This window comes from Tardiphaga sp. vice154, from assembly GCF_007018645.1.
In the GTDB taxonomy this organism is placed as follows: domain Bacteria; phylum Pseudomonadota; class Alphaproteobacteria; order Rhizobiales; family Xanthobacteraceae; genus Tardiphaga.
Window position 1 is genome coordinate 4,454,906 of sequence record NZ_CP041399.1, and the last position, 24,540, is coordinate 4,479,445.

At 65.1% G+C, this 24,540-nt stretch carries 26 protein-coding genes and 1 pseudogene; 11 read left to right on the forward strand and 16 right to left on the reverse strand.

The window, feature by feature from the left end; all coding sequences use genetic code 11:
- Window positions 1–2: 2 nt before the first annotated feature.
- A complete protein-coding gene (locus tag FIU28_RS20880) occupies window positions 3–1,364 on the forward strand; it encodes a M16 family metallopeptidase (RefSeq protein WP_246661027.1) in 1,362 nt (453 codons plus the stop codon).
- Between the two features lie 226 nt (window positions 1,365–1,590).
- Window positions 1,591–2,010 (forward strand): alternative ribosome rescue aminoacyl-tRNA hydrolase ArfB, encoded by a 420-nt coding sequence (gene arfB / locus FIU28_RS20885; protein WP_143575048.1) that lies wholly within the window; start codon window positions 1,591–1,593, stop codon window positions 2,008–2,010.
- Between the two features lie 85 nt (window positions 2,011–2,095).
- Here arfB and FIU28_RS20890 read toward each other — a convergent pair whose 3' ends face one another.
- Complete coding sequence (locus FIU28_RS20890; RefSeq protein WP_143575049.1) at window positions 2,096–2,428, reverse strand: hypothetical protein; 333 nt, start codon at window positions 2,426–2,428, stop codon at window positions 2,096–2,098.
- A gap of 374 nt (window positions 2,429–2,802) precedes the next feature.
- Between FIU28_RS20890 and FIU28_RS20895 the strand changes: the two genes are divergently transcribed.
- The 4 genes and pseudogenes from FIU28_RS20895 (at window position 2,803) to FIU28_RS20910 (ending at window position 5,708) form a co-directional block, all read left to right on the forward strand.
- A complete protein-coding gene (locus FIU28_RS20895; protein WP_143576320.1) occupies window positions 2,803–3,123 on the forward strand; it encodes a c-type cytochrome in 321 nt (106 codons plus the stop codon).
- Window positions 3,124–3,518, forward strand: a pseudogene (locus FIU28_RS20900) (VOC family protein). It begins immediately after the preceding gene.
- Window positions 3,519–3,560: 42 nt separating this feature from the next.
- Window positions 3,561–4,103 carry a gluconate 2-dehydrogenase subunit 3 family protein gene (locus tag FIU28_RS20905; RefSeq protein WP_143575050.1) on the forward strand — a complete coding sequence of 181 codons (543 nt, stop codon included), beginning with the start codon at window positions 3,561–3,563 and terminating at the stop codon, window positions 4,101–4,103.
- Between the two features lie 36 nt (window positions 4,104–4,139).
- On the forward strand, window positions 4,140–5,708 hold the full coding sequence (locus FIU28_RS20910) for a GMC family oxidoreductase (protein WP_143575051.1): 1,569 nt from the start codon (window positions 4,140–4,142) through the stop codon (window positions 5,706–5,708).
- 172 nt (window positions 5,709–5,880) lie between these two features.
- On the opposite strand, the gene FIU28_RS20915 is transcribed toward FIU28_RS20910, so the two are convergent.
- A complete protein-coding gene (locus FIU28_RS20915; protein ID WP_143575052.1) occupies window positions 5,881–6,189 on the reverse strand; it encodes a ribbon-helix-helix domain-containing protein in 309 nt (102 codons plus the stop codon).
- A gap of 183 nt (window positions 6,190–6,372) precedes the next feature.
- On the opposite strand from FIU28_RS20915, the gene mutL reads away from it, so the two are divergent.
- Window positions 6,373–8,193: a DNA mismatch repair endonuclease MutL gene (gene mutL / locus FIU28_RS20920; protein ID WP_143575053.1), complete on the forward strand. Its 1,821-nt coding sequence runs from the start codon at window positions 6,373–6,375 to the stop codon at window positions 8,191–8,193.
- Between the two features lie 146 nt (window positions 8,194–8,339).
- On the opposite strand, the gene FIU28_RS20925 is transcribed toward mutL, so the two are convergent.
- From FIU28_RS20925 to FIU28_RS20935, 3 genes are read right to left on the reverse strand one after another with little or no spacing between them, the layout of a single operon-like run.
- On the reverse strand, window positions 8,340–8,726 hold the full coding sequence (locus tag FIU28_RS20925) for a VOC family protein (RefSeq protein ID WP_143575054.1): 387 nt from the start codon (window positions 8,724–8,726) through the stop codon (window positions 8,340–8,342).
- Window positions 8,727–8,786: 60 nt separating this feature from the next.
- Window positions 8,787–9,725, reverse strand: a complete 939-nt coding sequence (locus FIU28_RS20930; protein ID WP_143575055.1) for a sugar kinase — start codon at window positions 9,723–9,725, stop codon at window positions 8,787–8,789.
- A gap of 4 nt (window positions 9,726–9,729) precedes the next feature.
- Entirely contained in the window at window positions 9,730–10,749 is a 1,020-nt protein-coding gene (locus FIU28_RS20935) for an SPFH domain-containing protein (RefSeq protein ID WP_143575056.1), read from the reverse strand.
- Between the two features lie 122 nt (window positions 10,750–10,871).
- Here FIU28_RS20935 and FIU28_RS20940 point away from each other — a divergent pair, with 122 nt between their 5' ends.
- A complete protein-coding gene (locus tag FIU28_RS20940; RefSeq protein ID WP_143575057.1) occupies window positions 10,872–11,561 on the forward strand; it encodes an NUDIX hydrolase in 690 nt (229 codons plus the stop codon).
- Between the two features lie 162 nt (window positions 11,562–11,723).
- Here FIU28_RS20940 and rsmD read toward each other — a convergent pair whose 3' ends face one another.
- Window positions 11,724–12,278, reverse strand: coding sequence for a 16S rRNA (guanine(966)-N(2))-methyltransferase RsmD (gene rsmD / locus FIU28_RS20945; protein WP_143576321.1), 555 nt, complete (start codon window positions 12,276–12,278; stop codon window positions 11,724–11,726).
- 213 nt (window positions 12,279–12,491) lie between these two features.
- The gene (locus FIU28_RS20950; protein ID WP_143575058.1) at window positions 12,492–14,807 is read right to left on the reverse strand and encodes a pseudouridine synthase; all 2,316 of its coding nucleotides are present in this window, start codon (window positions 14,805–14,807) and stop codon (window positions 12,492–12,494) included.
- 203 nt (window positions 14,808–15,010) lie between these two features.
- Here FIU28_RS20950 and FIU28_RS20955 point away from each other — a divergent pair, with 203 nt between their 5' ends.
- Entirely contained in the window at window positions 15,011–15,457 is a 447-nt protein-coding gene (locus FIU28_RS20955; protein ID WP_143575059.1) for a nucleoside deaminase, read from the forward strand.
- On the opposite strand, the gene FIU28_RS20960 is transcribed toward FIU28_RS20955, so the two are convergent.
- From FIU28_RS20960 to FIU28_RS20980, 5 genes are all read right to left on the reverse strand, one after another.
- Window positions 15,428–15,673: a DUF6894 family protein gene (locus tag FIU28_RS20960; RefSeq protein ID WP_143575060.1), complete on the reverse strand. Its 246-nt coding sequence runs from the start codon at window positions 15,671–15,673 to the stop codon at window positions 15,428–15,430. The genes FIU28_RS20955 and FIU28_RS20960 overlap by 30 nt on opposite strands.
- 91 nt (window positions 15,674–15,764) lie before the next feature.
- Complete coding sequence (gene purD / locus FIU28_RS20965; protein ID WP_143575061.1) at window positions 15,765–17,048, reverse strand: phosphoribosylamine--glycine ligase; 1,284 nt, start codon at window positions 17,046–17,048, stop codon at window positions 15,765–15,767.
- Between the two features lie 202 nt (window positions 17,049–17,250).
- Window positions 17,251–17,550: a winged helix-turn-helix domain-containing protein gene (locus FIU28_RS20970; RefSeq protein WP_143575062.1), complete on the reverse strand. Its 300-nt coding sequence runs from the start codon at window positions 17,548–17,550 to the stop codon at window positions 17,251–17,253.
- A gap of 1 nt (window position 17,551) precedes the next feature.
- The gene (locus FIU28_RS20975; RefSeq protein ID WP_143575063.1) at window positions 17,552–18,106 is read right to left on the reverse strand and encodes a hypothetical protein; all 555 of its coding nucleotides are present in this window, start codon (window positions 18,104–18,106) and stop codon (window positions 17,552–17,554) included.
- Window positions 18,103–19,110: an alpha/beta hydrolase gene (locus FIU28_RS20980; protein WP_143575064.1), complete on the reverse strand. Its 1,008-nt coding sequence runs from the start codon at window positions 19,108–19,110 to the stop codon at window positions 18,103–18,105. The genes FIU28_RS20975 and FIU28_RS20980 overlap by 4 nt, the downstream gene beginning before the upstream one ends.
- Window positions 19,111–19,235: 125 nt before the next feature.
- On the opposite strand from FIU28_RS20980, the gene xseA reads away from it, so the two are divergent.
- Window positions 19,236–20,831, forward strand: a complete 1,596-nt coding sequence (gene xseA, locus FIU28_RS20985) for an exodeoxyribonuclease VII large subunit (RefSeq protein WP_143575065.1) — start codon at window positions 19,236–19,238, stop codon at window positions 20,829–20,831.
- A 95-nt stretch (window positions 20,832–20,926) separates the two neighbouring features.
- Window positions 20,927–21,151: a DUF2093 domain-containing protein gene (locus FIU28_RS20990; protein ID WP_143575066.1), complete on the forward strand. Its 225-nt coding sequence runs from the start codon at window positions 20,927–20,929 to the stop codon at window positions 21,149–21,151.
- A gap of 98 nt (window positions 21,152–21,249) precedes the next feature.
- On the opposite strand, the gene lpxK is transcribed toward FIU28_RS20990, so the two are convergent.
- The 4 genes from lpxK to FIU28_RS21010 are packed head-to-tail and all read right to left on the reverse strand — an operon-like array spanning window position 21,250 to window position 24,514.
- Entirely contained in the window at window positions 21,250–22,275 is a 1,026-nt protein-coding gene (gene lpxK / locus FIU28_RS20995) for a tetraacyldisaccharide 4'-kinase (protein WP_143575067.1), read from the reverse strand.
- A complete protein-coding gene (locus FIU28_RS21000) occupies window positions 22,268–23,563 on the reverse strand; it encodes a 3-deoxy-D-manno-octulosonic acid transferase (protein ID WP_168203004.1) in 1,296 nt (431 codons plus the stop codon). Before FIU28_RS21000 ends, lpxK begins: the two co-directional genes overlap by 8 nt.
- Window positions 23,556–24,269, reverse strand: coding sequence for a lysophospholipid acyltransferase family protein (locus tag FIU28_RS21005; protein ID WP_143575069.1), 714 nt, complete (start codon window positions 24,267–24,269; stop codon window positions 23,556–23,558). Before FIU28_RS21005 ends, FIU28_RS21000 begins: the two co-directional genes overlap by 8 nt.
- Window positions 24,266–24,514 (reverse strand): DUF4170 domain-containing protein, encoded by a 249-nt coding sequence (locus FIU28_RS21010; protein ID WP_143575070.1) that lies wholly within the window; start codon window positions 24,512–24,514, stop codon window positions 24,266–24,268. Before FIU28_RS21010 ends, FIU28_RS21005 begins: the two co-directional genes overlap by 4 nt.
- Between the last annotated feature and the right edge of the window lie 26 nt (window positions 24,515–24,540).

Sequence of the window (24,540 nt, forward strand, 5' to 3'; positions counted from 1 at the left end):
ACATGATCCGCCTCACCCGCCGCGCGGCGCTAGCTTTCGTCACCACGGTCGCCTTCGCCGGCCTCACCGCCGCCCCCTCGCTTGCCGCGGCCAAGATCCAGCGCCTGGTGTCGCCGGGCGGCATCGAGGCGTGGTTCGTGCAGGACGCCACCGTGCCCCTGATCGCGATGGAATATGCCTTCGGCGGCGGCGCGGCGCAGGACCCGGCCGACAAGCCCGGCACCGCCAACATGGTCGCCAGCCTGATGGACGAGGGCGCGGCCGACCTGGACTCCAAGACCTTTCACGAGCGGCTGGAGCGCCGCGCCATCGAGCTCAGCTACAACGCGCAGCGCGACGCGTTTCGCGGCTCGCTGCGGATGCTGAAGGACCACCGCGACGAGGCCTTCGATCTGTTGCGGCTGTCGCTGTCGCAGCCGCGTTTCGACGCCGTCGACGTCGAGCGCATCCGTAACCAGGTGCTATCCAATCTGCGCCGCGAGAGCAGCAATCCGAGCTCGATCGCCAGCCGCAAATTCCTCGAAGTGGCGTTCGGCAGCCATCCCTACAGCCGGCCGTCGAATGGCACGTTGCAAAGCGTGCCGACCATCACCGTCGACGACATCAAGGCCTACAAGAGCCGCATCATCGCGAAGGACACGCTGAAGATCGCGGTGGTCGGTGACGTCGATCCCGACACGCTCGGCAAGTTGCTCGACCAGACCTTCGGCGGGTTGCCGGCGAAGGCCGATCTGGTGCCGGTCCCCGAAATCGTCGCGAGCAAGCCGCCGCAGAAAGTGTCCGTCACGCTCGACGTGCCGCAGACGGTAGTGACGTTCGGCTCGCCCGGCATCAAGCGCGACGACCCGAACTTCATGGCGGCCTATATCGTCAACCACATCCTCAGCGGCGGCACGCTGTCGTCGCGGCTCTATCACGAAGTGCGCGAGAAGCGCGGCCTGGCCTATGGCGTGTCGGGCTCGCTGCTGTGGATGCAGCATTCCGGCATCTACATCGGCAATACGGCAACCCGCGCCGACCGCGCCACCGAAACCGTCGACACCGTCGCTTCGGAAGTCAAGCGGATGGCCGAGGAAGGCCCCACGCAGATCGAGCTCGACGAGGCCAAATCCTATCTCAAGGGCTCGCAGATGCTGGCGCTGGACTCTTCCTCGAAGCTGGCCACCGCGCTGCTGCAGTACCAGATCGACAAGCAGCCGATCGACTACATCGAGAAGCGCAACGCCGTGGTCGATGCCGTTACGCTCGACCAGGCGAAGGCCGCAGCGAAGAATATCTGGGGCGACGGCCTGCTCACCGTCGTCGTCGGCCGCGCCCCGCAGGCCGCCGTGGCACCGACCGCGGTGGCACCGAAGGCGAACTGAGTTCAGAAGTTACCCCACCACCGCCGTCATCCTGAGGCGCGCGCATACTTCATGCGCGCCTCGAAGGATGGCCGCAACCTCAGCGCCCGCCTCCATCCTTCGAGGCCCGCCGAAGACGGCGGGCGCCTCAGGATGACGGGGAGTGTGCTTCGGCAAAGCAAAACTACGCCAAATCCGATATTATGCGATTTGCCGATTCCCGTCCCGGAGATCGCTTTGGTGCCCCATGCTGCGGATCGCGCGAAATCTTTCCATCGACGAGGACGACATCGAGGTGACGTTCGTGCGCGCGTCGGGTCCCGGCGGGCAGAACGTCAACAAGGTCTCGACCGCGGCGCAACTGCGCTTCGACAGCCGCAAGCTGGATATCCCCGAGGACATGGCGATCCGGCTGCGCGTCGCGGCCGGCCAGCGCATGACCAAGGACGGCGTGATCGTGATCCACGCCCAGCGCTTCCGCTCCCAGGATCGTAACCGCGCCGACGCCATCGAGCGGCTCACCGAACTGCTGGCCGAGGCCGCGTTCCGCCCCGTGACGCGGCGGCCGACCAAGCCGACTTTGGGCTCGAAGACCCGCCGGCTGGAAGGCAAGAAGCGCCGCAGCGACGTCAAGTCGAAGCGCGGCTCCGGCGGTTACGACGACTGACGTAGCATTCGAAAACGGCCCTTCCTTGCGGAAGGGCCGTGGTCGCGCTCGCGTTGGCCGCGAGCCATCCTGGCGTCAGATCGCGCTAATGGCGTTTGGTCGTCGATGCGGCACCGCCGGCGTCGAGTCCGTTGGGCGCAGCCTCCGGCGCCGCTCGGCCTGTCGCGCCGGCCGTGCCGCGCGCCGTTCCGCCGCTGCCGGAGCCTACCGTGCCCTTGGTCGCAGCCCCCGCCTTGGCGCCGGGCGTCTGGGCATTCATTTCGGTGTCGGCGCCTCCGGCCGGGCCGCGCTGCATGGCGCCGCCCTGCTGCGTCATCCCTGAGGGTGGCGTTGTCGATCCGGCGCCCTGCGCCAGAACAGGGCCGGCCAGCATGGCCGAAAGCGTAAAGGCGATCGCCGAAGTTTTCACAATCTTCATTCGATTCTCCTGGGTTGGTCGCGCGAGGACAGTGCCGCAGAAATTGCGCCGCCCACCGGTGGCGGGACCGTCGATCGCACGAGCATGTCTTGCGGGCGACGCAAGGCTCAAGGAAGTCCCCGCATGTGTCCGCAGTGCAGACAGGATGCGGTCATTGCGCGACGGTTTGCCCGGCTGCGTCATATATGCGGCGAAGCCCCCGCCGGCCGACGCTGGTTTGTTCGCTCCGACAACAGCCCGCTACTACCACTGCGGTCGCGCCGCGACCTAGGCTCTGCGCCATGAACGGTGATATCATGATGCGGCGCACCCTCTTTCCGACGATGCTGACATTTCTCAGCGCAGTGCTGACGATCGACGTGGCCGTCGCGCAGATGGCGCTGCCATCGGCCAAGCCGCTCGATGACGCCGCTTTGTTCAAGCAGCAATGCGCCACCTGTCACACCACCAATCTGAGCGACCCGCCGCGTCAGGGACCGGCCTTGCACAAGGTCGTCGGCCGCGAGGCCGGCAAGCAGGACGGCTTTCGCTACTCGCCGGCGCTGGCGCAGGCGCATTTCGTCTGGGACGAAAGCCGGCTCGATGCCTGGCTCACCAATCCGCAGGCGGTCGTCGCCGGCAGCAGCATGGCCTACCGCCAGTCGAAGCCGGAGATTCGCGCCGCCGTGATTAACTATCTCAAGGGACTGAACTGAATGGCCAAGCCTGTGCATTCGATGATCCGCGTGCTTGACGAAACCCGGGCGCTGGATTTTTACGTCCGCGCCTTCGGTCTTGAAATCGCCGAGCGACTGGCGTGGCCGGATTTCGCGCTGATCTATCTGCGCCACCCCTCGTCGCCGTTCGAGCTGGAACTGACGGTGAATTTCGACGCAAGGAGCCCTATGTAATCGGCGACGGCTACGGCCATCTCGCCGTCGTCGTCGACGACGTCGATGCCGAGCACGCGCGCTTCGAAAGCGAAAGACTTTCGCCGGGACCGCTGCGCGACTTCAAGCATGACGGCCGCACCATGGCGCGGTTCTTCTTCGTCAGCGATCCCGATGGCTACAAGATCGAGGTGATCGAGAAGGGCGGGCGTTTCGGATAAGACGAAAATTACAACAACCAGGAACTATTCAGGGAGGATCACATGAGAGAAGTCGATCGACGCGGCCAGTACAGCCGCCGGATCTTTCTGCAGGGCGCAGCGACCGCCGTGCCGGTGGTCGCCGCCATCGGCGCCGCCGGCATCGAGGACGCCTGGGCCGCCGACGCCACCGCGCTTGCGCCCGCCACGCTGAAGACCATGGTAAAGGTCGCGCGCGACATCTATCCGCACGATTTCCTCGGCGACAGCTACTACATCACCGCCATCAAGCCATGGGATGGCAAGGCCGCCGCCGATCCAGCCGTCAAGGCGATGCTGGAAGACGGCGTGCGCCGGCTCGATGCCGACGCCAAGGACCGCCACAAGGTCGCCTATGCGCAGGTGCCGTGGGAGGCCGACCGCGTCGTGCTGCTGCAGGGCATCGAGCAGACCGCGTTCTTCAAGACCTTGCGCGGCGACCTCGTGGTGTCGCTCTACAACCAGGAGCAGCTGTGGCCGAAATTTGGCTACGAGGGCTCCTCGGCCGAACATGGCGGCTACATCAAGCGCGGCTTCAACGACATCGACTGGCTGCCGAAAGCCTGAACGACATCGCGCAACAATTGGTTGGGAGGATACAGCATGGCTAAATTCGATCTCAATGACGATGGCGTGGTAGTAATTGTCGGCTCCGGCGCCGGCGGCGGCACGCTCGGCAACGAACTGGCGCAGAAGGGCATCAAGGTGGTGATCCTGGAGGCCGGTGCGCGTAACGAAATCCAGGACTTCGTCAACAACGAATGGGAGAGCTTCACGCAGCTCGCCTGGACCGACATGCGCACCACCTCTGGTTCTTGGCGCGTCGCGAAAGACTTCGCCAACCTGCCGGCCTGGATCGTCAAGTCGGTCGGCGGCTCCACCGTGCACTGGGCCGGCGCGTCGCTGCGCTTCGACGAGCATGAATTCCGCACCCGCACGATCTATGGCGCCGTGCCCGGCGCCAACCTGCTGGACTGGCCGCTCACGCTCGCCGAGCTGGAGCCGTGGTACGCCAAGGCCGAAAACAAGATGGGCGTGACCCGCACCAACAACATCCCCGGCCTGCCCGGCAACAACAACTACAAGGTCATGGAGGCCGGCGCCAAGAAGGTCGGCTACAAGGATGTCCATACCGGCCGCATGGCGATCAACAGTGAGCCGCGCGACGGCCGCGGCGCCTGCCAGCAGATCGGCTTCTGCTTCCAGGGGTGCAAGTCCGGCGCCAAGTGGTCGACGCTGTACACCGAAATTCCCAAGGGCGAAGCCACCGGCAATCTCGAAGTACGGCCGGGCTGCATGGCGCTGAAGATCGAGCACGACGCCTCCGGCAAGGTCACCGCGGTGGTCTACGCCGACGAGGCCGGCAAGACGCAGCGTCAGCGCGCCCGCATCATCGCGGTGGCCGGCAACTCGATCGAGAGCCCGCGCCTGCTGCTCAACAGCGCCTCGAACATGTTCAGCGACGGCCTCGCCAACTCCTCCGGCCAGGTCGGCCGCAACTACATGCGGCATATGACCGGCAGCGTCTATGCCGCGTTCGAGAAGTCGGTGCACATGTATCGCGGCACCACCATGGCCGGCATTATCCGCGACGAAGCGCGGCATGACCCGTCACGCGGCTTCCTCGGCGGCTACGAGATGGAGACCTTGTCGCTCGGCCTCCCGTTCATGGCGGCGTTCCTCAATCCCGGCGCCTGGGGCCGGCCATTCACCAGCGCGATGGAGCAATATCCGCGGATGGCCGGGATGTGGCTGGTCGGCGAGGACATGGCGCAGGAAACCAACCGCATCACGCTCGATCCGAAGGCCAAGGACAAGTTCGGCATGCCGGTGGCCAGCGTGCATTACGATGACCACCCCAACGACATCGCGATGCGCGACCACGCCTACCGACAGGGCGCGGCGGTCTATGAGGCGATCGGCGCCACCGTGACCTATCCGACCACGCCCTATCCGAGCACCCACAACATGGGCACCAACCGGATGAGCGCCAAAGCGCGCGACGGCGTCGTCAACAAGTTCGGCCAGAGCCACGACATCAAGAACCTGTTCGTCTCCGACGGCAGCCAGTTCACGTCGGGTGCGGCGTGCAACCCGACCCTGACCATCGTCGCTTTGGCGATCCGCCAGGCCGACCACATCGCCGGCGCGATGCAGAAGAAGGAGATATGAAGCGCTCTTCCTTCACCTCTCCCGCTTGCGGGAGAGGTCGGAGCCTCGCGTCAGCGAGGCTTCGGGTGAGGGGAAGCCACGGGCTCGCTGCCGCCCTCACCCGTCTCGAACACGCGACGCGTGTCCGATCCACCCTCTCCCGCAAGCGGGCGAGGGTAAAAAGCGCGCTTTCCTACTCCGCCGCAGCCATCATCTGCGCGGGGTCGAAGGCCGCGGGCATCGCGGCGCGCGCGCGGTAGATCAGGCATGAACAGCGCAGCAAGGAGGCAAAGTTGCTGACCTCGCCGCGGTGATCGAGCACCTCGTCGTGCAGCATGGTGCAGAATTTGGCGAGGCTGAGCCCCTGCTGGGCGGCGATTTCCTCCAGCGTGTCCCAGAACGCCATCTCGAGCCGGATCGAGGTGCAATGACCGCCAATCCGCAAGGAGCGGGTTTGCGACTCGTAGTCGCGCGACGGCTGGTGGGCGAACAGCGTGCACATGGCGTTTCCCTGACGTTTTTAGAGCTTTTCCAAACGATATACCCGGTCGTGCGCCGTCACAATAAATTCGCTGTGTTCGGCGCACGGAACGGGGCGCGATAACACCGGGGAGAGATCGCCGCCGGCCCTCCCTTTGCCCGGCCATACCGCCTAAATTGACTCTCCCAGTTCCCGAGTCGAACCATGCCCGTCCGCCAGCTGCCCGAAACCATCGTCAACCGCATCGCCGCCGGCGAAGTAGTGGAGCGGCCGGCCAGCGTGGTGAAGGAGCTGGTCGAGAACGCGATCGACGCCGGCGCGACGAGGATCGACATCTTCACGGACGGCGGCGGCCGCAGGCGGATCGGCATCACCGACGACGGCGCCGGCATGACCCATGCCGACCTTTCGCTTGCCACCGACCGCCATGCCACGTCCAAGCTCGACGACGAGGACCTCCTGGCGATCCGCACGCTCGGCTTCCGAGGCGAGGCGCTGCCCTCGATCGGCTCGGTGGCGCGATTGGGCATCACGACGCGGCATGCCTCGGAGCCCCACGCCTGGTCGCTCCATGTCGACGCCGGCGACAAATCCCCGATCGTGCCGGCGGCGCTGAGCCAGGGCACCCGCGTCGAGGTCAGCGATCTCTTTTATGCCACGCCCGCACGGCTGAAATTTCTCAAGACCGATCGCACCGAGGCGGAAGCCATTCGTGAAGTCGTGCGGCGACTCGCGATGGCGCGGCCGGACGTCGCCTTCTCGATGGCCGGCGAGGAGCGCGCGCCCGTGACCTGGGCCGCCGCACTCCCCGGCCCGGCCGGGCAATTGACCCGGCTCGGCGACATTCTGGGTGCGGAGTTTCGCCTCAGCGCCATCGAGGTCCGCAGCGCGCGCGAAGGCGTGATGGTCGAGGGCTTTGCCGCCGCCCCCTCGCTGACGCGGGCGAACGCGCTCGGGCAATACCTGTTCGTCAACGGCCGCCCGGTGCGCGACAAGCTGATCATCGGCGCGGTGCGCGCCGCCTATTCCGACTATCTGCCGCGCGATCGCCATCCAATAGTGGCTTTGTTCGTGACGCTGGACCCGCAGGAGGTCGATGCCAATGTGCATCCGGCCAAGACCGAGGTGCGCTTCCGCAATGCCGGCTTGGTGCGCGGGCTGATCGTGCATGCGCTGAAGGAAGGCCTGGCCCGCGAGGGCCGCCGCACGGCTGCTAATAGTGACGGCGCGGTGCTGGATTCCTTCCGACCGAATTTTTCGCCGAACTTTCCGCCGCGGCGGGACGCCAACTGGGACTGGCGGCAATCGCCGTCCTATCCCGTCGGCCCGATGCCCTCCTTCGATGGCTCGGCGGCGCTCGCCGAGCCAGGACAAGCTGCCTTCGACGTGGGCGGGCCTTCCGCCGACATGCGCTTAGAGGCGGCGCCGAACAACGACCTGATCGACCGGCCGCTGGGCGCCGCGCGCGCGCAATTGCACGAGAACTACATCGTGTCGCAGACTCGCGACGGCATGATCGTGGTCGACCAGCACGCCGCGCATGAGCGCATCGTCTATGAGCGGCTGAAGGCGTCGATTGCCGCGAACGGCGTGCAGCGGCAATTGCTGCTGATCCCGGAGATCGTCGAGATGGACGAGGCGACTGTCGAGCAGTTGCTCGACCGCGCGGAAGAACTGGCCGGCTTCGGCCTGGCGATCGATTCCTTCGGGCCGGGGGCGGTCGCGGTGCGCGAGACGCCGTCGCTGCTCGGCAAGACCAATGCCGGATCGCTGCTGCGCGATCTGGCCGAGCACATGGCGGAATGGGACGAGGCGCTGCCGCTGGAGCGCCGGCTGATGCACGTCGCGGCCACCATGGCCTGCCACGGCTCGGTGCGTTCGGGACGACGGCTGAAGCCGGAAGAGATGAACGCGCTATTGCGCGAGATGGAAGACACGCCGAACTCCGGCCAGTGCAACCACGGCCGCCCGACCTATGTCGAACTGAAGCTCAGCGACATCGAGAAGCTGTTCGGGAGAAGATAGCTCCCCGTCGTCATCCTGAGGTGGGCGCCCGCAGGGCGCACCTCGAAGGATGCGGCGACGATTTCCGGCGCTCGCGGCCATCCTTCGAGGCCGTCGCAAGAGCGACGGCACCTCAGGATGACGGAGGTGTTTGTTGCGCGATCAGCTCACTGATACTTCGCGTCGCGATCCAGCAGCTCGATCGAGATGCCGAGCGGCCCGCGGATGAAGCACACCCGCACGCCCGGGCGGATCGTGGTCGGCTCCTTCGTGAACTCGATACCCTTCGCCTTCAAGGACGCAGCAACCGTATCGATGTCCTTCACCGCCAGGCCGATGTGATCGAGACCCTGATACGGCGTCACCGGCGGCGGGTTGACGCTTGAAGGGGCTTCCGCGAGGAAGATGATGCCGCCGCCGAGCTTGATGTCGGTCCGCGCCGGTCCCCGCACGATCTCGGCGCCCAGCGTGTCGGCGAACCACTGCGCCATCGCCTGGACGTCGGGCGTGCGAATATGGACGTGATCCCAAGTATAGTTCGGATAGGTAGACATCGATATTTTCCTGCTCATTCGTCATAGTGGGACCTCTCGGTCACCTGACAAACCCATCTGTCAAGCAACCAAGAGCCCCACACGTTCAGCAACTTCGATCGTGGCCTGGGTACCGGCATTGAATTCAAGGAAGTCAATCTCGAGGCCATCGCTGAAAATAACACCATGTTCAGCCATCTCGGAAACGATGGTTACGGGATTTTGCGGAATAATTCGGCCAACCACGAGGGAGGCGCCCGTCGTTTTGCTGGGGAAAGGCTCACGAACAAAAAAATTAAGAAAATTGGCATCCCAGGGAAATGAGGCATCAGGAGCCCGCGCCGGCATCTCCGTTCCGAAGGTGTCCGCCGCGGCTGTCCAGCCCGCATACAGGCTCTTCAGCCAGCCTGTCGACCCCATGCCCGTCGAGACGATGATTCCGCTGGAAGATTGACGCTCCTCGCGATCACCGACCTTGATTGTATAACGGGCCGAAACGTGGCTGCGTGGACCAATGAAAAGATCGTTGACTGCGTAGAGCACTGAGCCGGTATTGAGCGAGGCCTTGGCCATTGTCACCCGCCGTATCGGTCGGCGGTTAGCAATCTCCTCGAGCATGACCTTGCGCAGATCCCCCGAGCAAAATGGCAGCAGCACGCCGTCCCACCGCTTTGGATCGGGGTTCACGCCTACCACGTGTTGGCGGTCCAGATATTTGAGTGTGTTCGCCACCAAACCGTCCTGGCCCAGGACCACCACGATATCATCAGCCCCGAAAATAAAATTACCAAGGTACTGTCGGTCGACACGCTGAACCCGTCCGACAGTTCTCAGAATGGCTTCGACTTCACCCGTGGCGGCGCGGTACTGGCTGTGTTCGGTCAGATAATCCCCGAAGTCGGCACCGAGATGCTCCACATAAAATTGGGCCTGCTGGACGGTGTTGAACCGTGTGATCAGTTCGTCAAGCCGGGTTGGACGAATAATCAGAACGATCTTGCGGGTGTCTGAAGCGTCCATGGCGTCACCGGGATGCCTCTGGACGTATCATTTCCCTTAGCAGGTCTGGCGATACGTTGAGCTGTCCAATTTTGGCAGCATTGTCAGCGAAATCCCCGAAGGCGAGCGCCATAAGCTGTCCTGCATCCATACCGACGGAAGCCAGCACCTGAAGGATCTTGGGGTCCGAGCCGCCGAAGGAGCGCATCATTGCTGCAACGTTCGCAGCCTTGGTTTCCGCCTCTTCGCGCGAGTTGAGCGATGCCAGGGCAACCAGTGCCTTATTCTGCTCCTCAAGCTCGATCCTTCCGGACATTTGCTCGCGCTCCATTTGCAGCCTTCGTTCCTGGACCGAACGCTCCGCGTCCATCTGTGCTTCGCGTACCTGCCTCTTCTTGTTTTCGACCGCAATCTCGGTGGCCAGTTCATTCTCCTTGATCATGCGCTCTTGCTCCACAGCAGCATTACGGCGCGAATACACGGCCTCGTCAGCACGGCGCAGCAGCGCCTCACGGGCTTCCGCCTCAAGAGCCTTGGCCGTTTCGAGCTTTGGTTTGACAGCGAGCAGCGAGAGGCCAAGCAACTCCAGGCCAAGCGCCTCCACCGTTGGATGGGTTTGCAACTGTTCTGCGACCCGGCCGACTAGCGCCTGTCCTGACGCAAGAACTTCCTTGAGGGTCAACGCCTGCACCTCGGCACGCATGGCGACCTGAACCTGCCCGATCAGACGCTGGGAGAGCTTCTGGGGATCCTCGGAGATATAGCCGCCCTTGGAATCCAGCGTGAAATTGAGAAGCTTCGCCGTTCGGTGCGGATCCGCAACCCGAAAGGTGATCTGGCCCTGTATCGTGACCTCCTGGAAATCAGCGGTAACTTCCGGGAAGATAAAGGGCTCGTTCACGCTCGCCGTTGGCACCACGACGATCGAGGCGGATGGCGCGAAGTACCAAAATGCCAGCCCGGCACCCTCTCGGCTGGGCCGACCGTTCCTGTACTGGATCACATACTGGGTTGGCTGCGTCTTGACGAAACGAAAACCTAACATGTCCGCCTCCCTGTGGTTTGGCAGCCGGGCACCGGCCAGAAGTAAAAAATACCACTTATTGTATATTGTCAATTAAGATAGTTTTTAATTTACACTAAGAAGGAGACTGATTAGGCTGGGCCATGAATTTGGATGAAAACCATGCGAGGCCGATCGTCTCGGTCGATCTGGCGATTTTTGCGCTGTCGCAGGCCGGCCTCGAAGTCTTGCTCATTCGGCGTTCTGCCGAACCATTTGCTCGTCAGTGGGCGCTCCCAAGCGGATGGATTCATGTCGACGAGGATCTCGATATTGAAACCACCGCGCGCCGCGTGCTGACCGAGAAAACGGGTATCGAGACGCCATATCTGGAGCAGTTGCAGACGATAGGGAACGCCACACGAGATCCACGAGGCTGGACCGTGAGCGTCGTCTATGTGGCCTTGATCTCGGCCGATGACGTTCGTTCGCGTGAAGAGTACAGCGCCGATTTCGCTTGGTGGCCTGTCAGAGGTGACACGACGGAGGTGGCTGTCGCGTTCGACCATGCCGATATCGTTCGCGCGGCGCTAACCCGGATCAGGAACAAGGTCGAATATTCAACATTGCCTGTGCATCTTCTGCCCGCCGCATTTACACTGAGCGAATTGCAGTCCGTCTACGAGCAAATCCTCGGTCGTCGTATCGACAAGTCGGCTTTTCGCAAGCGCATGGCAGAAGCTGATTTCGTGGAACCTATACAAGGGGAGATGCGGCGCGCAAGCAATCGTCCAGCACAGATCTATCGTTTGAAATCCGGCGGCACGACCATGTTCTTCGATCGAACGATATGATGTTACAATGATGGCGAGCGAGCCAGCGCCGCCCTCAGTTCTGCTCTAAGCAGAACCGTCCATTTTCTGCTTGTTTCGCGATTTAACGCGAACCAGAAACGACTTCGTTCGAAAAAGGTCCGAGCCAAGTTTAACGGCCCTGATGTGTCGCTGGCTTCGGGATCAAATAATTCGCAGAAAAGTGAACTCGGTATCGTCATAGGCGCGGCGTTCGAGTTCTTCAAAGCGCTCGGGCGCCTTGAACTCGGCACTCTTGGCCTCCTCCACCACCAGCAAAGCGTCCGGCGTCAGCCAGCCGCCGTCGCGCAACGAGGCCAGCGCCTTTTCGGCGAGCTTCATGCGGTACGGCGGATCGAGGAAGACGAGCGAGAATGGCTCGACCGGATGCGCCGGGCCGAGATTGGCGGCATCGCGGCGATAGACTTTAGTGGTGCCGCCGAGCCCCAGCGCCTCGACATTGTTGCGCAACAGCGCGCGCGCCTCGGCGCCGTTGTCGACGAACAGCGTGAAGCCCGCCCCGCGCGACACCGCCTCGATGCCGAGCGCGCCGGTGCCGGCGAACAGGTCGAGCACGCGGGCATCCTGCACCGGATTGTCATAGGCATGGATCAGAATGTTGAACAGCGCCTCGCGCAGCCGGTCCGCGGTGGGACGAATCGCCTGCGTCGTAGGAGATGCAATGTTGCGGCCCTTCAGCCGCCCACCGACGACGCGCATCAGGAAGCCCGCTTGAGTTGGCAAGGCGTCGCTGCAAACGCTGTCAGCCCCCCTCCCCCTTGCGGGGAGGGGTCGGGGGTGGGGGCGCCACAGGCTCGGGGCTTGCGGCTACCCCCCTCCCCGACCCTCCCCCGCAAGGGGGGAGGGAGCACTACTGCCGCCGCGTCACACAAAGATCGAACGTCGCTCATGGCTAAGCCCAGCACAGCAAACTCAGTCCTTTCGGGGCGTGATGTCGCGCTTGCCGTGATAGCCGCGCTTCGGGCGTTTCGGCGGGCCGTAGCCTGACGCTTCTTCCTCATTGCGAGTACGCGATTCTTCCGAGCCGGTGCGCTGCACCAGCACACGGCGGCCCTTGCGGTCCTCCGTGGTCGAGCGTTTGAACTCCGGCTTCTTGACGATGATCGGATCGTCCGACGGATCGCCCTTGCTGGGAATCTGCCGCGCAAAATCCGCACCCGACGCTTCCGCGATCTTCTCGCCGAGCTGCTCGCGCAGCACGCGGGTCTTAACTTCCTCGACGCCGCCTTCTTCCAGCTCGCCGAGCTGGAACGGGCCGTAGGAAATCCGGATCAGGCGGTTCACTTCGAGGCCGAGATGCGCCAGCACGTTACGGACTTCGCGGTTCTTGCCTTCGCGGATTGCGAACACCAGCCAGACATTGGCGCCCTGGTCGCGTTCCAACGTCGCATCGATCGAGCCGTACTTGACGCCGTCGACCTCGACGCCGTGCTTGAGCTGATCGAGTTGCGACTGCGTGACTTCGCCATGCGCGCGGACGCGGTAGCGGCGCAGCCAGCCGGTGTCGGGTAGTTCGAGCGTGCGCGCGAGGCCGCCATCATTGGTGAGAAGCAGCAGGCCTTCGGTGTTGAAATCCAGCCGGCCGATCGAGATCAGCCGCGGCAGATGCTCGGGCAGATGGTCGAACACGGTCGGCCGTCCCTCGGGATCGGCATGCGTGGTCATCAGGCCGCGCGGCTTGTGATACATGAACAGCCGCGTGCGCTCGGGTGCGGGCAACGGCTTGCCATCGACGGTGATGACGTCGCGGGTGGTGACGTCGAGCGCCGGCGAATTGATGATACGGCCGTTGACCGCGACGCGGCCCTGCGTGACCCAGTCCTCGGCATCGCGGCGCGAGCACAGGCCAGCGCGCGACACGACTTTCGCGACGCGCTCGCCGTCCTTCTTCGGGGCCGGCGGGCGCGGCGGACGGCGTTCTTCCGGCTTGCGCTCGCGATAGTCGCCGCGGCCGCCGAAAGCGGGGCGCTTGGCGAAGATGCGGCTGTCATCCTCGTTGTCGCGACGCGGCCGCTCGAGGCCGGAATTGTTGCGCGGATGTTCGTGGAAGTCGTTGCTCGGGCGCTCGCGCGGCCGGTCGAATTTCGGACGGGCCTCGCTGGCGCGCTCGAAGCGCGGACGCTCTTCATGCACGCGGGGAAACTCGGTGCGCTCGAACTTCGGACGCTCGTATTGACGGGCGCCGTCGCGCGACGGACGCGCATTGCGATCACCCTCCTCGCGCTTCTGCCACGGCTTGGATTCGCCGCGATCCGCGCCGCGATCGGGCCGGTCGCCGAACGTCTTGCGCGGACCGCCGCGATCCGGCGCGCCACGGGAAAACTTCTTGTCGCCACCGAATTTGGAGCCGCCGCTGAAGGGACGATCGCCCTGCGGGCGGTCCGAACGCGGACGATCATTGTCGCGCGACGGGCGCGCGCTGTAAGGACGGTCGCCAGAAGGGCGCGGCCGGTCGCCGCCGTCGCGCGGCGTATAGGGGCGCTTGTCGCCGCCATCGCGGGACTGGTACGGGCGCTTCTCGCCACCACCGTCGCGCGGGGTGTACGGACGCTTCTCGCCGAACTTCCTGTCGTCGGAACGGCCGGCCGGCCGGGCATCACTGCGAGGCGCACGGTCATCGCGGTTGAAAGTGGGACGGTCGCCACGCGGGCTATAGGGACGCTTCTCGCCGCCGCCTTCGCGCGGGGTGTAGGGGCGCTTTTCGCCACCGCCGTCACGCGGCGTGTAGGGGCGCTTCTCACCGCCACCGTCACGGGACTGGTACGGACGCTTGTCGCCACCCGCAGGGCGCGGCGAATACGGCCGCTTCTCGCCACCGCCGTCGCGCGGCGTATAGGGGCGCTTCTCGCCGCCACCGTCGCGGGACTGGTACGGGCGCTTGTCGCCGCCGCTGCGCTCGGGGCGATCGCCGCCGAAGCTGCGGGCGGGACGCGGCGCGTCGCCATAATCGCGGCGCGGGGCGCGGTCGTCGTCGCGGCGCGGGGCTGCGCCCTCGCGCTTGCCGGCATAGGGCTTGCCCGGGCCGGAATAGGGTTTGGCGCCATAGGTCTTGCGCTCGCCGGCTGCACCGGCATCGTGCGGCTTCGGCGCGTAGGTACCGTCGCGCTTGGCGAATTTCTTCTCGGGGCCGCGCGCCGCGCCGGAGCGGCCCTTGCTGGCGCCACCGCCGGACTTGCCGGGCGGACGGCCGCGCGAGGGGCCGTTATTTCGATCGTTGTCGCGGGGCATGAAGGTCTCACTGCAGCTTAAGGCTGAATTGCGGTTGAGTGCGGAACAGGGCTGGCGGAACGAGTTGCGCGCTCAATTTTCGGGCGCATTCACGCAAAAACCGGTATCCACTCGTGCTGAACGCACAGCCCTAGCAGAGTTCGACGCAAAGTGCGATCAGCAAAAGCGGAACTGGCGGCGATCGCCTCACCCCCGAAGACAAGATGACCTCATTTTCGTTCATGAATCTGGCGCTGCAGGCCGCCGCAGACGCCGCGACGGCCGGCGAGGTGCCGATCGGCTGCGTTATCGTCCGGAACAACGAGGTAATCGCGACCGCGGCCAACCGCACCATCCGCGACAATGACCCGACCGCCCATGCCGAAATCCTGGCGATCCGCCAGGCCGCGGGCCGGCTTGGCAACCAGCGCCTCGATGGTTGCGACCTCTACGTCACGCTGGAGCCGTGCACGATGTGCGCCGGCGCCATTTCGTTCGCGCGGATCAGGCGGCTGTATTTCGGCGCCGCCGATCCGAAAGGCGGCGGCGTCGATTCCGGCGTGCGGTTCTTTGCGCAGCCGACCTGCCACCACGCGCCGGAGGTTTATTCCGCAGTTGGCGAAAGCGAGGCGGCGAGCCTGCTACGAGCGTTTTTTCAGGCGCGGCGCTAACGTCGCCTCGTTCTCGGCGGGTACGTCCACCTGCATGACTTCATGGCCATCCTCGCGGACGATACACACTCGGCGGGTATGCTGATCCGGCTTGGCCGCGATCTCTTCGGCAATACGCTTGGCCTGGGCAACGGCTTCGAGGTCGCTCTTCAGATCAAGTCCACGATGGTCGCGCTTGGTAATGCCGTTCTTCACGTCGAAATAATACTGGGTCATCATTGTCTCCAGTACTACCAATGTGCGGCTCGCCGTGCGGTTCCTCATCTCAGGTTGTTAGTAGACTTAGTGCCTTAACTTTGGTGTCAAGCTACCTTTTTGCACGTTCCCGCGCCACTGCCTGCCAGCCGATGTCGCGGCGGCAGAAGCCTTCGGGCCAGTTGATCAACCCGATCGCCTCATAGGCGCGGCGCTGCGCCTCGGCGACACTCTTGCCGGATGCCGTGACGTTGAGCACGCGACCGCCATTGGACAGAATCCAGTCACCGGAGGCCTTGGTGCCCGCGTGGAAAATCTCGACGCCCTCGATCTTCGCCGCACGATCGAGGCCGGCGATGCGGGTGCCTTTCTCGTAAGACCCGGGATAGCCCTTCGCGGCCATCACCACGGTCAGCGCCGGATCGGGAAACCAGCGCAGGTCGAAATTCTTGAGCTGGCCATCGGCAGAGGCGATCAGCGCCGGCAGCAGGTCCGACATCAGGCGGATCATCAGGACCTGGGTCTCGGGATCGCCGAACCGGCAATTATATTCGATCAGCTTCGGGCCATCCTCGGTGATCATCAGACCGGCGAACAGCACGCCTTTATAGGGCGCGCCCATCGCGCTCATCGCCCGCAGCGTCGGGTAAATGATCTCGTCCATCGCACGCTGGCACATCGCCTCCGTCATGACGGGTGCGGGCGAATAGGCGCCCATGCCGCCGGTATTGGGGCCGTTGTCGCCGTCATATGCGCGCTTGTGGTCCTGCGCGCTGGCCAGCGCCAGCGCGTGCTCGCCGTCGCACAGCACGAAGAACGAGGCCTCCTCGCCGACCAGAAATTCCTCGACCACGGCCTCTGCACCCGCCTCGCCGAACCCGCCCGACAGCATCATGTCGATGGCGTCGAGCGCGTCCTTCAACGTTTCGGCGACGACCACGCCCTTGCCGGCGGCGAGGCCATCGGCCTTGATGACGATCGGGGCGCCCTGCTCGCTTATATAGGCCTTGGCCTTGTCCGCATCGGTGAAGCGCTGATAGGCGGCGGTCGGGATGTCGTTGGCCTGGCAGAGGTCCTTGGTGAAGCCCTTGGAGCCTTCCAGCCGGGCCGCAGCCCTGCTCGGCCCGAACGCCTTGATGCCGGCGGCCGCGAGATCGTCGACGATGCCGGCCGCCAGCGGCGCCTCCGGCCCGACCACGACGAACTCCACGGCGTTATCGCGGCAGAATGCGATCACCGCGGCATGGTCGGCCGTATCCAGCGCGACGCATTCGGCCTCCTCGGCGATGCCGGCATTGCCCGGCGCGCACCACAGCTTCGTCACCAGTGGCGACGACGAGAGCTTCCATGCCAGCGCGTGCTCGCGCCCGCCGGAACCGAGAAGGAGAATGTTCATGAATGCAGCCCGTCCGGAAGATGCGGATAAGCGCAGGGTTTAACCTCGCGCGGTGGACGTCGCAACCGCAGCACACCGTCATTCCGGGATGCGGCAGACGGCGAAGCCGGCTGACGGAGACCCGGAATCCGGACATGTTCATCGTCCCACCCCGGGATTCCGGGTTCGCTCAAGCTGCGCTCTCGCGCCCCGGAATGACAGTTCAATCCCCCGCCCCGGCGATGATCTCGCGCAACGTGGCAACATGGCGGGCGAACGCGCCCCGCCCGGCCACCGTTGCGGTCACCGTGGTCTGCGGTTTCTTGCCGACGAAGGCCTTGGCGACATCGACATAGCCGGCCTTGGACAGCGTCTCGATATGGGCACCGAGATTGCCGTCGGTGGCGCCGGTGAGCTTCTTCAGCCGGGGGAAATCCATGCCCTGCGCTTCCGGCAGCGCCGTCAGCGCGGCCATGATGCGCAGCCGCAGCGGCTGGTGAATGATATCGTCGAGCCCGGCCATGTCAGCTCCGCCGCATCCAGATGCCGCCGAGCAGCAGTCCGCCGCCGTTCACCACCGCCATCCACAATTCGAACCACGGCCCGGTGAGGACATAGCCGACCAGCGTCAGCGCGATGATGCCAAGGCCGATGGCGACGAAGGCCGCGCCAAGCCATAGCCCCGCGACGCTGTAGACGAGCATGAAATAGATCGGCCAGAACGCGCCGAGCTGGCGCGGCGTCAACTGCACGATGCCGATGCTCCACAACAGGCCGAAGCCGAAGAACATCGCCAGCGCGGCGAGTACCCGTCCATCGAAGCCGCGTTGGCCGGACCGGGCGCGATTGCGCGCGCTGATGGCGAGGGACCCGGCGACGCCGATGAGGTCGATCAGCACCCAGCCATATCCGGCATAGCGCGGCCACGACCACGACACCACGTAACCCAGCGCGATGAGCGGTCCCCAGAGCATGAGCATCAGGCTGGCGAGCTGATAGCTGCGGGAGCGTTTGACGCGCTGGACGATGTCGTCGATGTCATGCAGCGCGGCGGCAGCCTCGCGGCGGTCGATACTCATCGCGAACTCACTTCGGATTTGACGACATCGTCGGCAATAGCCGACACGGCGCGGGCGTCGGCGACGATACCCATGTGATTGATGCTCGGCAGCAGCCTGACCTTGATGGACGGCAATACGCTGCGCATCGCCGCTTCATATCTACCCGAATCCATCAATTCGTCAGCACTGCCGGAAAACAGAGTGATCGGTCTGCTGACGGCAGCCAGATCGGTGCGGAAGTCAGGATGGGTGCCGAAATTGCTGCGCAGTCTTTCGCTGTAGGTCGCCACCAGCCTGTTCGTGGAACCGGGCGGCACCGCGAAGGCGACCACCGGCAGGTGGTCGCAGCAGGTGATTCCAAGCTTGGCAAGCGCCAGCAATCCGATGATCCGCGGGACGTCCGCGCGCGCCCAGCCGCCGTCCGGCTGGTTGGTCGGTGCATCGTAACCCAGATAGGGCGCGAGCAGAACCGTGCGATCGAACAGGTTCTGCATGGCGGAGCCTGCGATCCGCAACGCAAAGCCGCCCCCGGATGAGTGGCCAATCAGCGTCAGCGGCGCCGTCGGGTTGTCTTGCCTGACCACGGCCACCAGATTGGCAAGGTCGTCCTCGAGCTGGCCGACATAACCGATGTCGCCTCGCGTGCCCGATGCGCCGTGGCCGCGAATATCCACCGCGTAGGTCTGCACGCCACGCTCCATCAGGGCCGACGACAGGGCGTGGATGGTGCCGCCGCTGGACCCCGACGAGCCGTGCACGACGATGGCGATGCGGTCGGTAGAGGCCTGCACCGGGCGATAATGCCGATAGGCCAGCGCCGTGCCATCGCTTCCTGCGTAGCGCTGCAGAACCGGCAGGTTGCTCAGGTCCACGAATTTACGGGCTTCCGAAATGGATGGAAGCTCCGGCGGATGATGCAGCGGCGTAGCGATCAGCCCAGCCAGTAAAAGCGCAACGAGCCCGGCTGCGGCCAGCCCCCTGACAACGACGCGAACACCGAAGGAAAGGATCTTCCTGACCATGACCAGCCTCCCACCATGAATTTACAGATAACTCTTTAATCCAGAGTTATCTGAATTACAAGCTTCGATTGGCAATCCCGCGTTAAAAACCCTACCTTCGCTGCATTCCAGAGAACCGAGATTCGATGCCCAGATCCCCCGCTGCCCTGTCCAACTCGTCCGAATTCACCGTCACCGAGCTGTCCTCGGCACTGAAGCGGACGGTGGAGGACGCCTATGGTCATGTCCGGGTGCGCGGCGAGATCTCCGGTTTTCGCGGCGCGCATTCCTCCGGGCACTGCTATTTCGCGCTGAAGGACGAGGGCGCCAAGATCGAGGCGGTGATCTGGAAAGGCGTGCACGGCAAGATGCGGTTCAAGCCGCAAGAGGGCCTCGAGGTCATCGCCACCGGCAAGCTGACCACCTACCCCGGCTCCTCCAAATACCAGATCGTCATCGAATCGATCGAGCCGGCCGGCGTCGGCGCGCTGATGGCCTTGATGGAAGAGCGCAAGCGCAAGCTGTCAGCCGAAGGCCTGTTCGACGAATCGCGAAAACAGCTATTGCCGTGGCTGCCGGAGGTGATCGGCGTGGTGACCTCGCCGACCGGCGCCGTCATTCGCGATATTCTCCACCGCCTCGCCGATCGCTTTCCGCGCCGCGTGCTGGTTTGGCCGGTCAAGGTGCAGGGCGAAGGCTCGGCCGAGCAGATCGCCGCGGCCATCCATGGCTTCAACGCGCTGCCCGAGGGCGGCAAGATCCCCCGCCCCGACCTCCTGATCGTGGCGCGCGGCGGCGGCTCGCTGGAAGATTTGTGGTCGTTCAACGAGGAGATCGTGGTCCGCGCCGCCGCCGAAAGCATGATCCCGCTGATCTCCGCGGTCGGCCACGAGACCGACATCACGCTGATCGATTTCGCCAGTGACAAGCGCGCACCGACGCCGACCGCCGCCGCCGAAATGGCGGTGCCGGTGCGCGCCGAACTGTTCGTCGAAATCTCGGCCTATGAGCGCCGCATGATGCTGTGCTGGCAGCGCGGCCAGGAACGCCGCCGCACCGAGCTGCGCGCTGCCACCCGCGCGCTGCCATCCTTGAGCGAGTTGCTGGCGATCCCGCGGCAACGCCTGGACGGCGCCGGCGCCTCGCTGCCGCGCGCGCTGAAGGCCAATACGAGTTCGCATCACCGCCGCTTCGCGCAGGCTTCTGCAGGTCTCACGCTGCGCGTGCTGCGCGGCCAGATCGCGCAGGCTACGCATCGCTTCACAGTGTCCGGCGAGCGGCTGACGCTGGCGTCGCGCGCGGCTCTGCGGCAGCGCCGCGATCGCTTTGCCGGGCTGTCGATCCGCCTGCAGGCCTCCAAAGTTGCCAATGCGCAGGCGCAACGCAACGCGCTGGCGCGCGACCGCGAACGCGCGCAGCGATTGAGCGAGCGCGCCCGTCGCGCGCTGGCCACATTGGTGCAGCGCCAGCAGGCCCGCGTGCTGGCCTCCGGGCAGTTGCTGGCGGCCTTGTCGTATCGCAGCGTGCTGGCGCGCGGCTTCGCGCTGGTGCGCGACGCCGACGGCGCCGCGCTGCATGCCGCGGCGAATATCGGCCCCGGCGCCCGCCTCAGCCTGGAGTTTGCCGACGGCCGCGTCGGCGTCACCGCAGATATGGACCGCGCGGCCGTGGCGCCCCGGGAGGTAAAGCCAGCCGCGCCGAAGCGCACGACAAAACCGGTCGATCAGGGCACGCTGTTCTAGCCGCCTTTAACCGGCGACGGCGGATCCCCATTTATGCTAGGAATTCACCGACACCCTCTGCCCGGCTGCGGCCGGATGATCTAAGGAATACCATTGTGCTGAACAAATTCGGCCCCTCCGGCAGCGGCCAGGCGCAGCTGCAATATCTCGACGGCGATTTTCGCGTGGTGTCGCCTGGTACCTTCGTGAATTGCGCCATCACCGGCGAACGCATTCCGCTCGACGAGCTAAAATACTGGAGCGTCGATCTGCAGGAGGCCTATGCGATGCCGACGGCGGTATTGCAGCGTCATTATCCCAAGGCGCTGAAGGCCAGCTGAGGCGCGAATCCGTAGCCCGGATGAAGTCGCCACGTCGCTGGCGGCGCGGCGACGCAATCCGGGCCGGATTTCAATGGATCGGCCGGCCCCGGATTTCGCTACGCTCCATCCGGGCTACGATTTGAAGCTCGCCCGCGCGCGATATTCAGCCGTTCCATCACGAACATTCGTAACGCCGCCGCGTCATCGAACGCCAGCGTCACGGCAAATGGCACGATACCTTCCGCGCCCGGCAGGCCGCGCAGTTTCACCATGTCCTTTTCCGTCGTCACCAGCGTCAGCGCGTCGCGCTTTGCCTGTGCCAGCAGTGCTGCAATGTCATCGGCCGTATAGGGATGATGGTCGGCAAACGCCTGCTCCGCTGCGACATCGACACCGGCGCCGCGCAGCGTGCGGAAGAAACGCACGGGGTCGCCGATTCCCGCAAAGGCCAGCACGCGGCGGCCGTGCAAGGCTTTGAGCGATGCCGCGTCCGGCGCAAGTTGCGCACGAAACACCGGCGCGCCTTTGGCCGCGACTTGCCTTGCCACGCCGTCCGCCGCGCGGCCCGTGCCGACAATCACCAGCGCATCGGTTCGCGCCACCTGCAGATCGAGCGGCGCGCGCATCGGACCGGCCGGCATCCCACGGCCATTGCCGAGGCCGCGGTCGCCGTCGATCACGATGATCGAGGCGTCTTTCGCCACCGCCGGATTCTGGAAGCCGTCATCCATCACGATCACGCTGGCGCCCGTCGAGCGCGCCAGCGCCGCGCCGGCGACGCGGTCGCGTGAAATCACCACCGTCACATCGCGCGCCATCATCAGCGGCTCGTCGCCGACCTCCGCGGCCTGGTGGCGGCTGACGTCGACCTTGACCGGTCCGCGCAGGCTGCCGCCATAGCCGCGGCTCAGCACCACCGGCGCCTCGCCGAGCTCGCGCAACAGCGCGACCAACGCCTGCGTGGTCGGCGTCTTGCCGGCGCCGCCGACATGATAGTTGCCGACGCAGATCACGGGAATGCCGACCACGATTCCCTTGCGGGCCATCCGGGCGCCGGCGATCTCGCCATAGATCGCAGCAAGCGGCATCAGCAAGCGCGACAGCCAGCTCGAGGGCGGCTGCCAGAACGCCGGCTCACGCATGGTCCGTCTCCAGCCGCATCTGCAGCAGATAGGGATCGAGCGCCGCCAGCGTGCGTTCCAGCGCGCCGCCGAGCCGGGCCACGACCTGTTCGGCGGCGTCGATCGACGCTTGCCGCGCGGCGCTGTCGCCGAGCATCTGGCCAAGCTGCTTGACCAGTTGCTCCAGTGTCGCGGCCTGCCTGGCGCCACCGGCGGCATCGAGCGCGGCGAACACGTCGGTGAAGTTGAAGACGTGCGGGCCGTGCACGATCGACGCGCCGAGCTTCACCGCCTCGATCGGGTTCTGCCCGCCATGCGGCACCAGTGAGCCGCCCATGAACACCACCGGCGACAGCCGGTAGAACAGGCCGAGTTCGCCCATCGTGTCGGCGACATAGATATCAGTCGCCGCCGTCGGGGTTTCGTCGCGCGAGCGCAGCGCGACCTCGGCGCCGCTGGCGGCGATCATCTGGGCGATCGCCTCGCCGCGATGGGCGTGGCGCGGCACGATCACGGTGAGCAGGCCGGGAAACAGGCCGGCCAGCATGCGATGCGTTGCCAGCAGGATTTCCTCCTCGCCGGGATGCGTCGAGGACGCCACGATCACCGGGCGGCCGGATGTGACGTCTCTCAATCGATCAAGCTTGGCGTAGTCCACCGGCGGTGCCGGCACGTCGAGCTTGAGGTTGCCGGTGACGCGAACACTCGGCGAACCCAGCGCGGCGAAGCGTTCGGCGTCGGTGTCGGACTGCGCCAGACAGATGTCGAAACGGCCGAGCAGCGCGCCGATCGTCACCGAAAATTTCTGCCAGCGCGGAAACGAGCGCTGCGACATCCGGCCGTTGATCAGCACCATCGGCAGCCGGCGATGCGCCGCCTGCAGCACCAGGTTCGGCCAGATATCGGACTCGATGAACAGCGCCAGATTGGGCCGCCAGTGCGCCAGGAAGCGCGCGACGAAGGCCGGCGAGTCATAGGGAATATATTGGTGGATGATATCGGCCGGAAACCGCCTGGCGACGATGTCAGCCGAGGTCACGGTGCCCGAGGTCAGAAGGATGCGGAAGCCGGCGCCGCGCAGCCGTTCGATCAAGGCGGCCGCCGCCAGCACCTCGCCGACGCTGGCGCCATGGATCCAGACCAGCGGCCCCGCTGGCCGCGCCATGCGGCTGATGCCGCGGCGCTCGTCGCTGCGCGCGGGGTCTTCCTTGTTCTGCTTCAGGCGGCGATTGATCCACATCGGCGCCAACGGAGCCAGCGCCATCGACAGTCCGCGATAGACGCGCAGCGTCACCGGCAAGCTAGCCATCACGGGCCTCTTCCGGCCGGCCGACCGCGATATAGGCGCGGCGCGTGGCATCGTTCAGCGTCGCCTCCAATTGCTGGCGCAGCGTCTCCATCATGGCGCGGTCGGCATTGGCGGGAACGCTGATCGGCTCGCCACCGACCAGCACGCCGCGGCCGAACGGCATGTTGATGGTGGTGCGGTCCCAGTTCTTGAGCTGGATGAAGCGGCTGGTGGCCATCGCGAACGGCATAATCGGCCGCCCGCTTTCGCGCGCCAGCATGATGATGCCGAGCCCGGCCACGCGCGAGCGCTTCGGCACGTCGGCGGTCAGTGCCATGTTGATGCCGTCGGCCAGCGTGCGTACCATCTCGTTGAAGGCGCCGACGCCGCCCTTGCGGTGAAACGCGCCGCCATGGTCGCCGGAGCCCCGGACGGTACCGATACCGAGCCGCTCGGCCGCCAGCGCGTTGAACTCGCCGTCGCGGTGCTTCGAGATCAGCACGCGGCCCTTGTAATCCTTGCGCTTGATGAAGGGCGTCATGAAATGCTGGCCGTGCCAGAACGCCAGGATCACCGGCATCTCGGGTTCGACCATGTCATAAACATTCGGCGGATCGAGCGTAAACTTGTTGGTCTTCCAGACCAGACGCAGAAATTCGGCCGCGAGAAAGCCCGCGGCGCGCTGAACAGAGCTGCTGCGCAGCGCGCTTCGAAGCAATCGTTTCAAGAGGACGTCTTCGTGTCTTGGCTGGGATCGAGCAGGCGATGCAAATGGACGATGAAGTAGCGCATGTGGGCGTTATCCACGGTCTGCTGCGCCTTGGCCTTCCAGGCGACATAGGCAGAGGCGTAGTTCGGATAGAACCCGACGGTCTCGACCTGGCTCAGATCCTTGAACGTGGTGCCCGTGAGGTCGGTCAGTTCGCCGCCGATCACCAGATGAAGCAGTTGCGGCTGCGGTGCGTCCGACATGGGTATGTTTCCTGCTACTGACCGGC

Coding starts and splice junctions, on each gene's coding strand:
- FIU28_RS20880 (WP_246661027.1), top strand. CDS start 3: ATGATCCGCCTCACCCGCCGCGCGGCGCTAGCTTTCGTCACCACGGTC.
- arfB (WP_143575048.1), top strand. CDS start 1,591: ATGCTGCGGATCGCGCGAAATCTTTCCATCGACGAGGACGACATCGAG.
- FIU28_RS20890 (WP_143575049.1), bottom strand. CDS start 2,428: ATGAAGATTGTGAAAACTTCGGCGATCGCCTTTACGCTTTCGGCCATG.
- FIU28_RS20895 (WP_143576320.1), top strand. CDS start 2,803: ATGGCGCTGCCATCGGCCAAGCCGCTCGATGACGCCGCTTTGTTCAAG.
- FIU28_RS20905 (WP_143575050.1), top strand. CDS start 3,561: ATGAGAGAAGTCGATCGACGCGGCCAGTACAGCCGCCGGATCTTTCTG.
- FIU28_RS20910 (WP_143575051.1), top strand. CDS start 4,140: ATGGCTAAATTCGATCTCAATGACGATGGCGTGGTAGTAATTGTCGGC.
- FIU28_RS20915 (WP_143575052.1), bottom strand. CDS start 6,189: ATGTGCACGCTGTTCGCCCACCAGCCGTCGCGCGACTACGAGTCGCAA.
- mutL (WP_143575053.1), top strand. CDS start 6,373: ATGCCCGTCCGCCAGCTGCCCGAAACCATCGTCAACCGCATCGCCGCC.
- FIU28_RS20925 (WP_143575054.1), bottom strand. CDS start 8,726: ATGTCTACCTATCCGAACTATACTTGGGATCACGTCCATATTCGCACG.
- FIU28_RS20930 (WP_143575055.1), bottom strand. CDS start 9,725: ATGGACGCTTCAGACACCCGCAAGATCGTTCTGATTATTCGTCCAACC.
- FIU28_RS20935 (WP_143575056.1), bottom strand. CDS start 10,749: ATGTTAGGTTTTCGTTTCGTCAAGACGCAGCCAACCCAGTATGTGATC.
- FIU28_RS20940 (WP_143575057.1), top strand. CDS start 10,872: ATGAATTTGGATGAAAACCATGCGAGGCCGATCGTCTCGGTCGATCTG.
- rsmD (WP_143576321.1), bottom strand. CDS start 12,278: ATGCGCGTCGTCGGTGGGCGGCTGAAGGGCCGCAACATTGCATCTCCT.
- FIU28_RS20950 (WP_143575058.1), bottom strand. CDS start 14,807: ATGCCCCGCGACAACGATCGAAATAACGGCCCCTCGCGCGGCCGTCCG.
- FIU28_RS20955 (WP_143575059.1), top strand. CDS start 15,011: ATGACCTCATTTTCGTTCATGAATCTGGCGCTGCAGGCCGCCGCAGAC.
- FIU28_RS20960 (WP_143575060.1), bottom strand. CDS start 15,673: ATGACCCAGTATTATTTCGACGTGAAGAACGGCATTACCAAGCGCGAC.
- purD (WP_143575061.1), bottom strand. CDS start 17,048: ATGAACATTCTCCTTCTCGGTTCCGGCGGGCGCGAGCACGCGCTGGCA.
- FIU28_RS20970 (WP_143575062.1), bottom strand. CDS start 17,550: ATGGCCGGGCTCGACGATATCATTCACCAGCCGCTGCGGCTGCGCATC.
- FIU28_RS20975 (WP_143575063.1), bottom strand. CDS start 18,106: ATGAGTATCGACCGCCGCGAGGCTGCCGCCGCGCTGCATGACATCGAC.
- FIU28_RS20980 (WP_143575064.1), bottom strand. CDS start 19,110: ATGGTCAGGAAGATCCTTTCCTTCGGTGTTCGCGTCGTTGTCAGGGGG.
- xseA (WP_143575065.1), top strand. CDS start 19,236: ATGCCCAGATCCCCCGCTGCCCTGTCCAACTCGTCCGAATTCACCGTC.
- lpxK (WP_143575067.1), bottom strand. CDS start 22,275: ATGCGTGAGCCGGCGTTCTGGCAGCCGCCCTCGAGCTGGCTGTCGCGC.
- FIU28_RS21000 (WP_168203004.1), bottom strand. CDS start 23,563: ATGGCTAGCTTGCCGGTGACGCTGCGCGTCTATCGCGGACTGTCGATG.
- FIU28_RS21010 (WP_143575070.1), bottom strand. CDS start 24,514: ATGTCGGACGCACCGCAGCCGCAACTGCTTCATCTGGTGATCGGCGGC.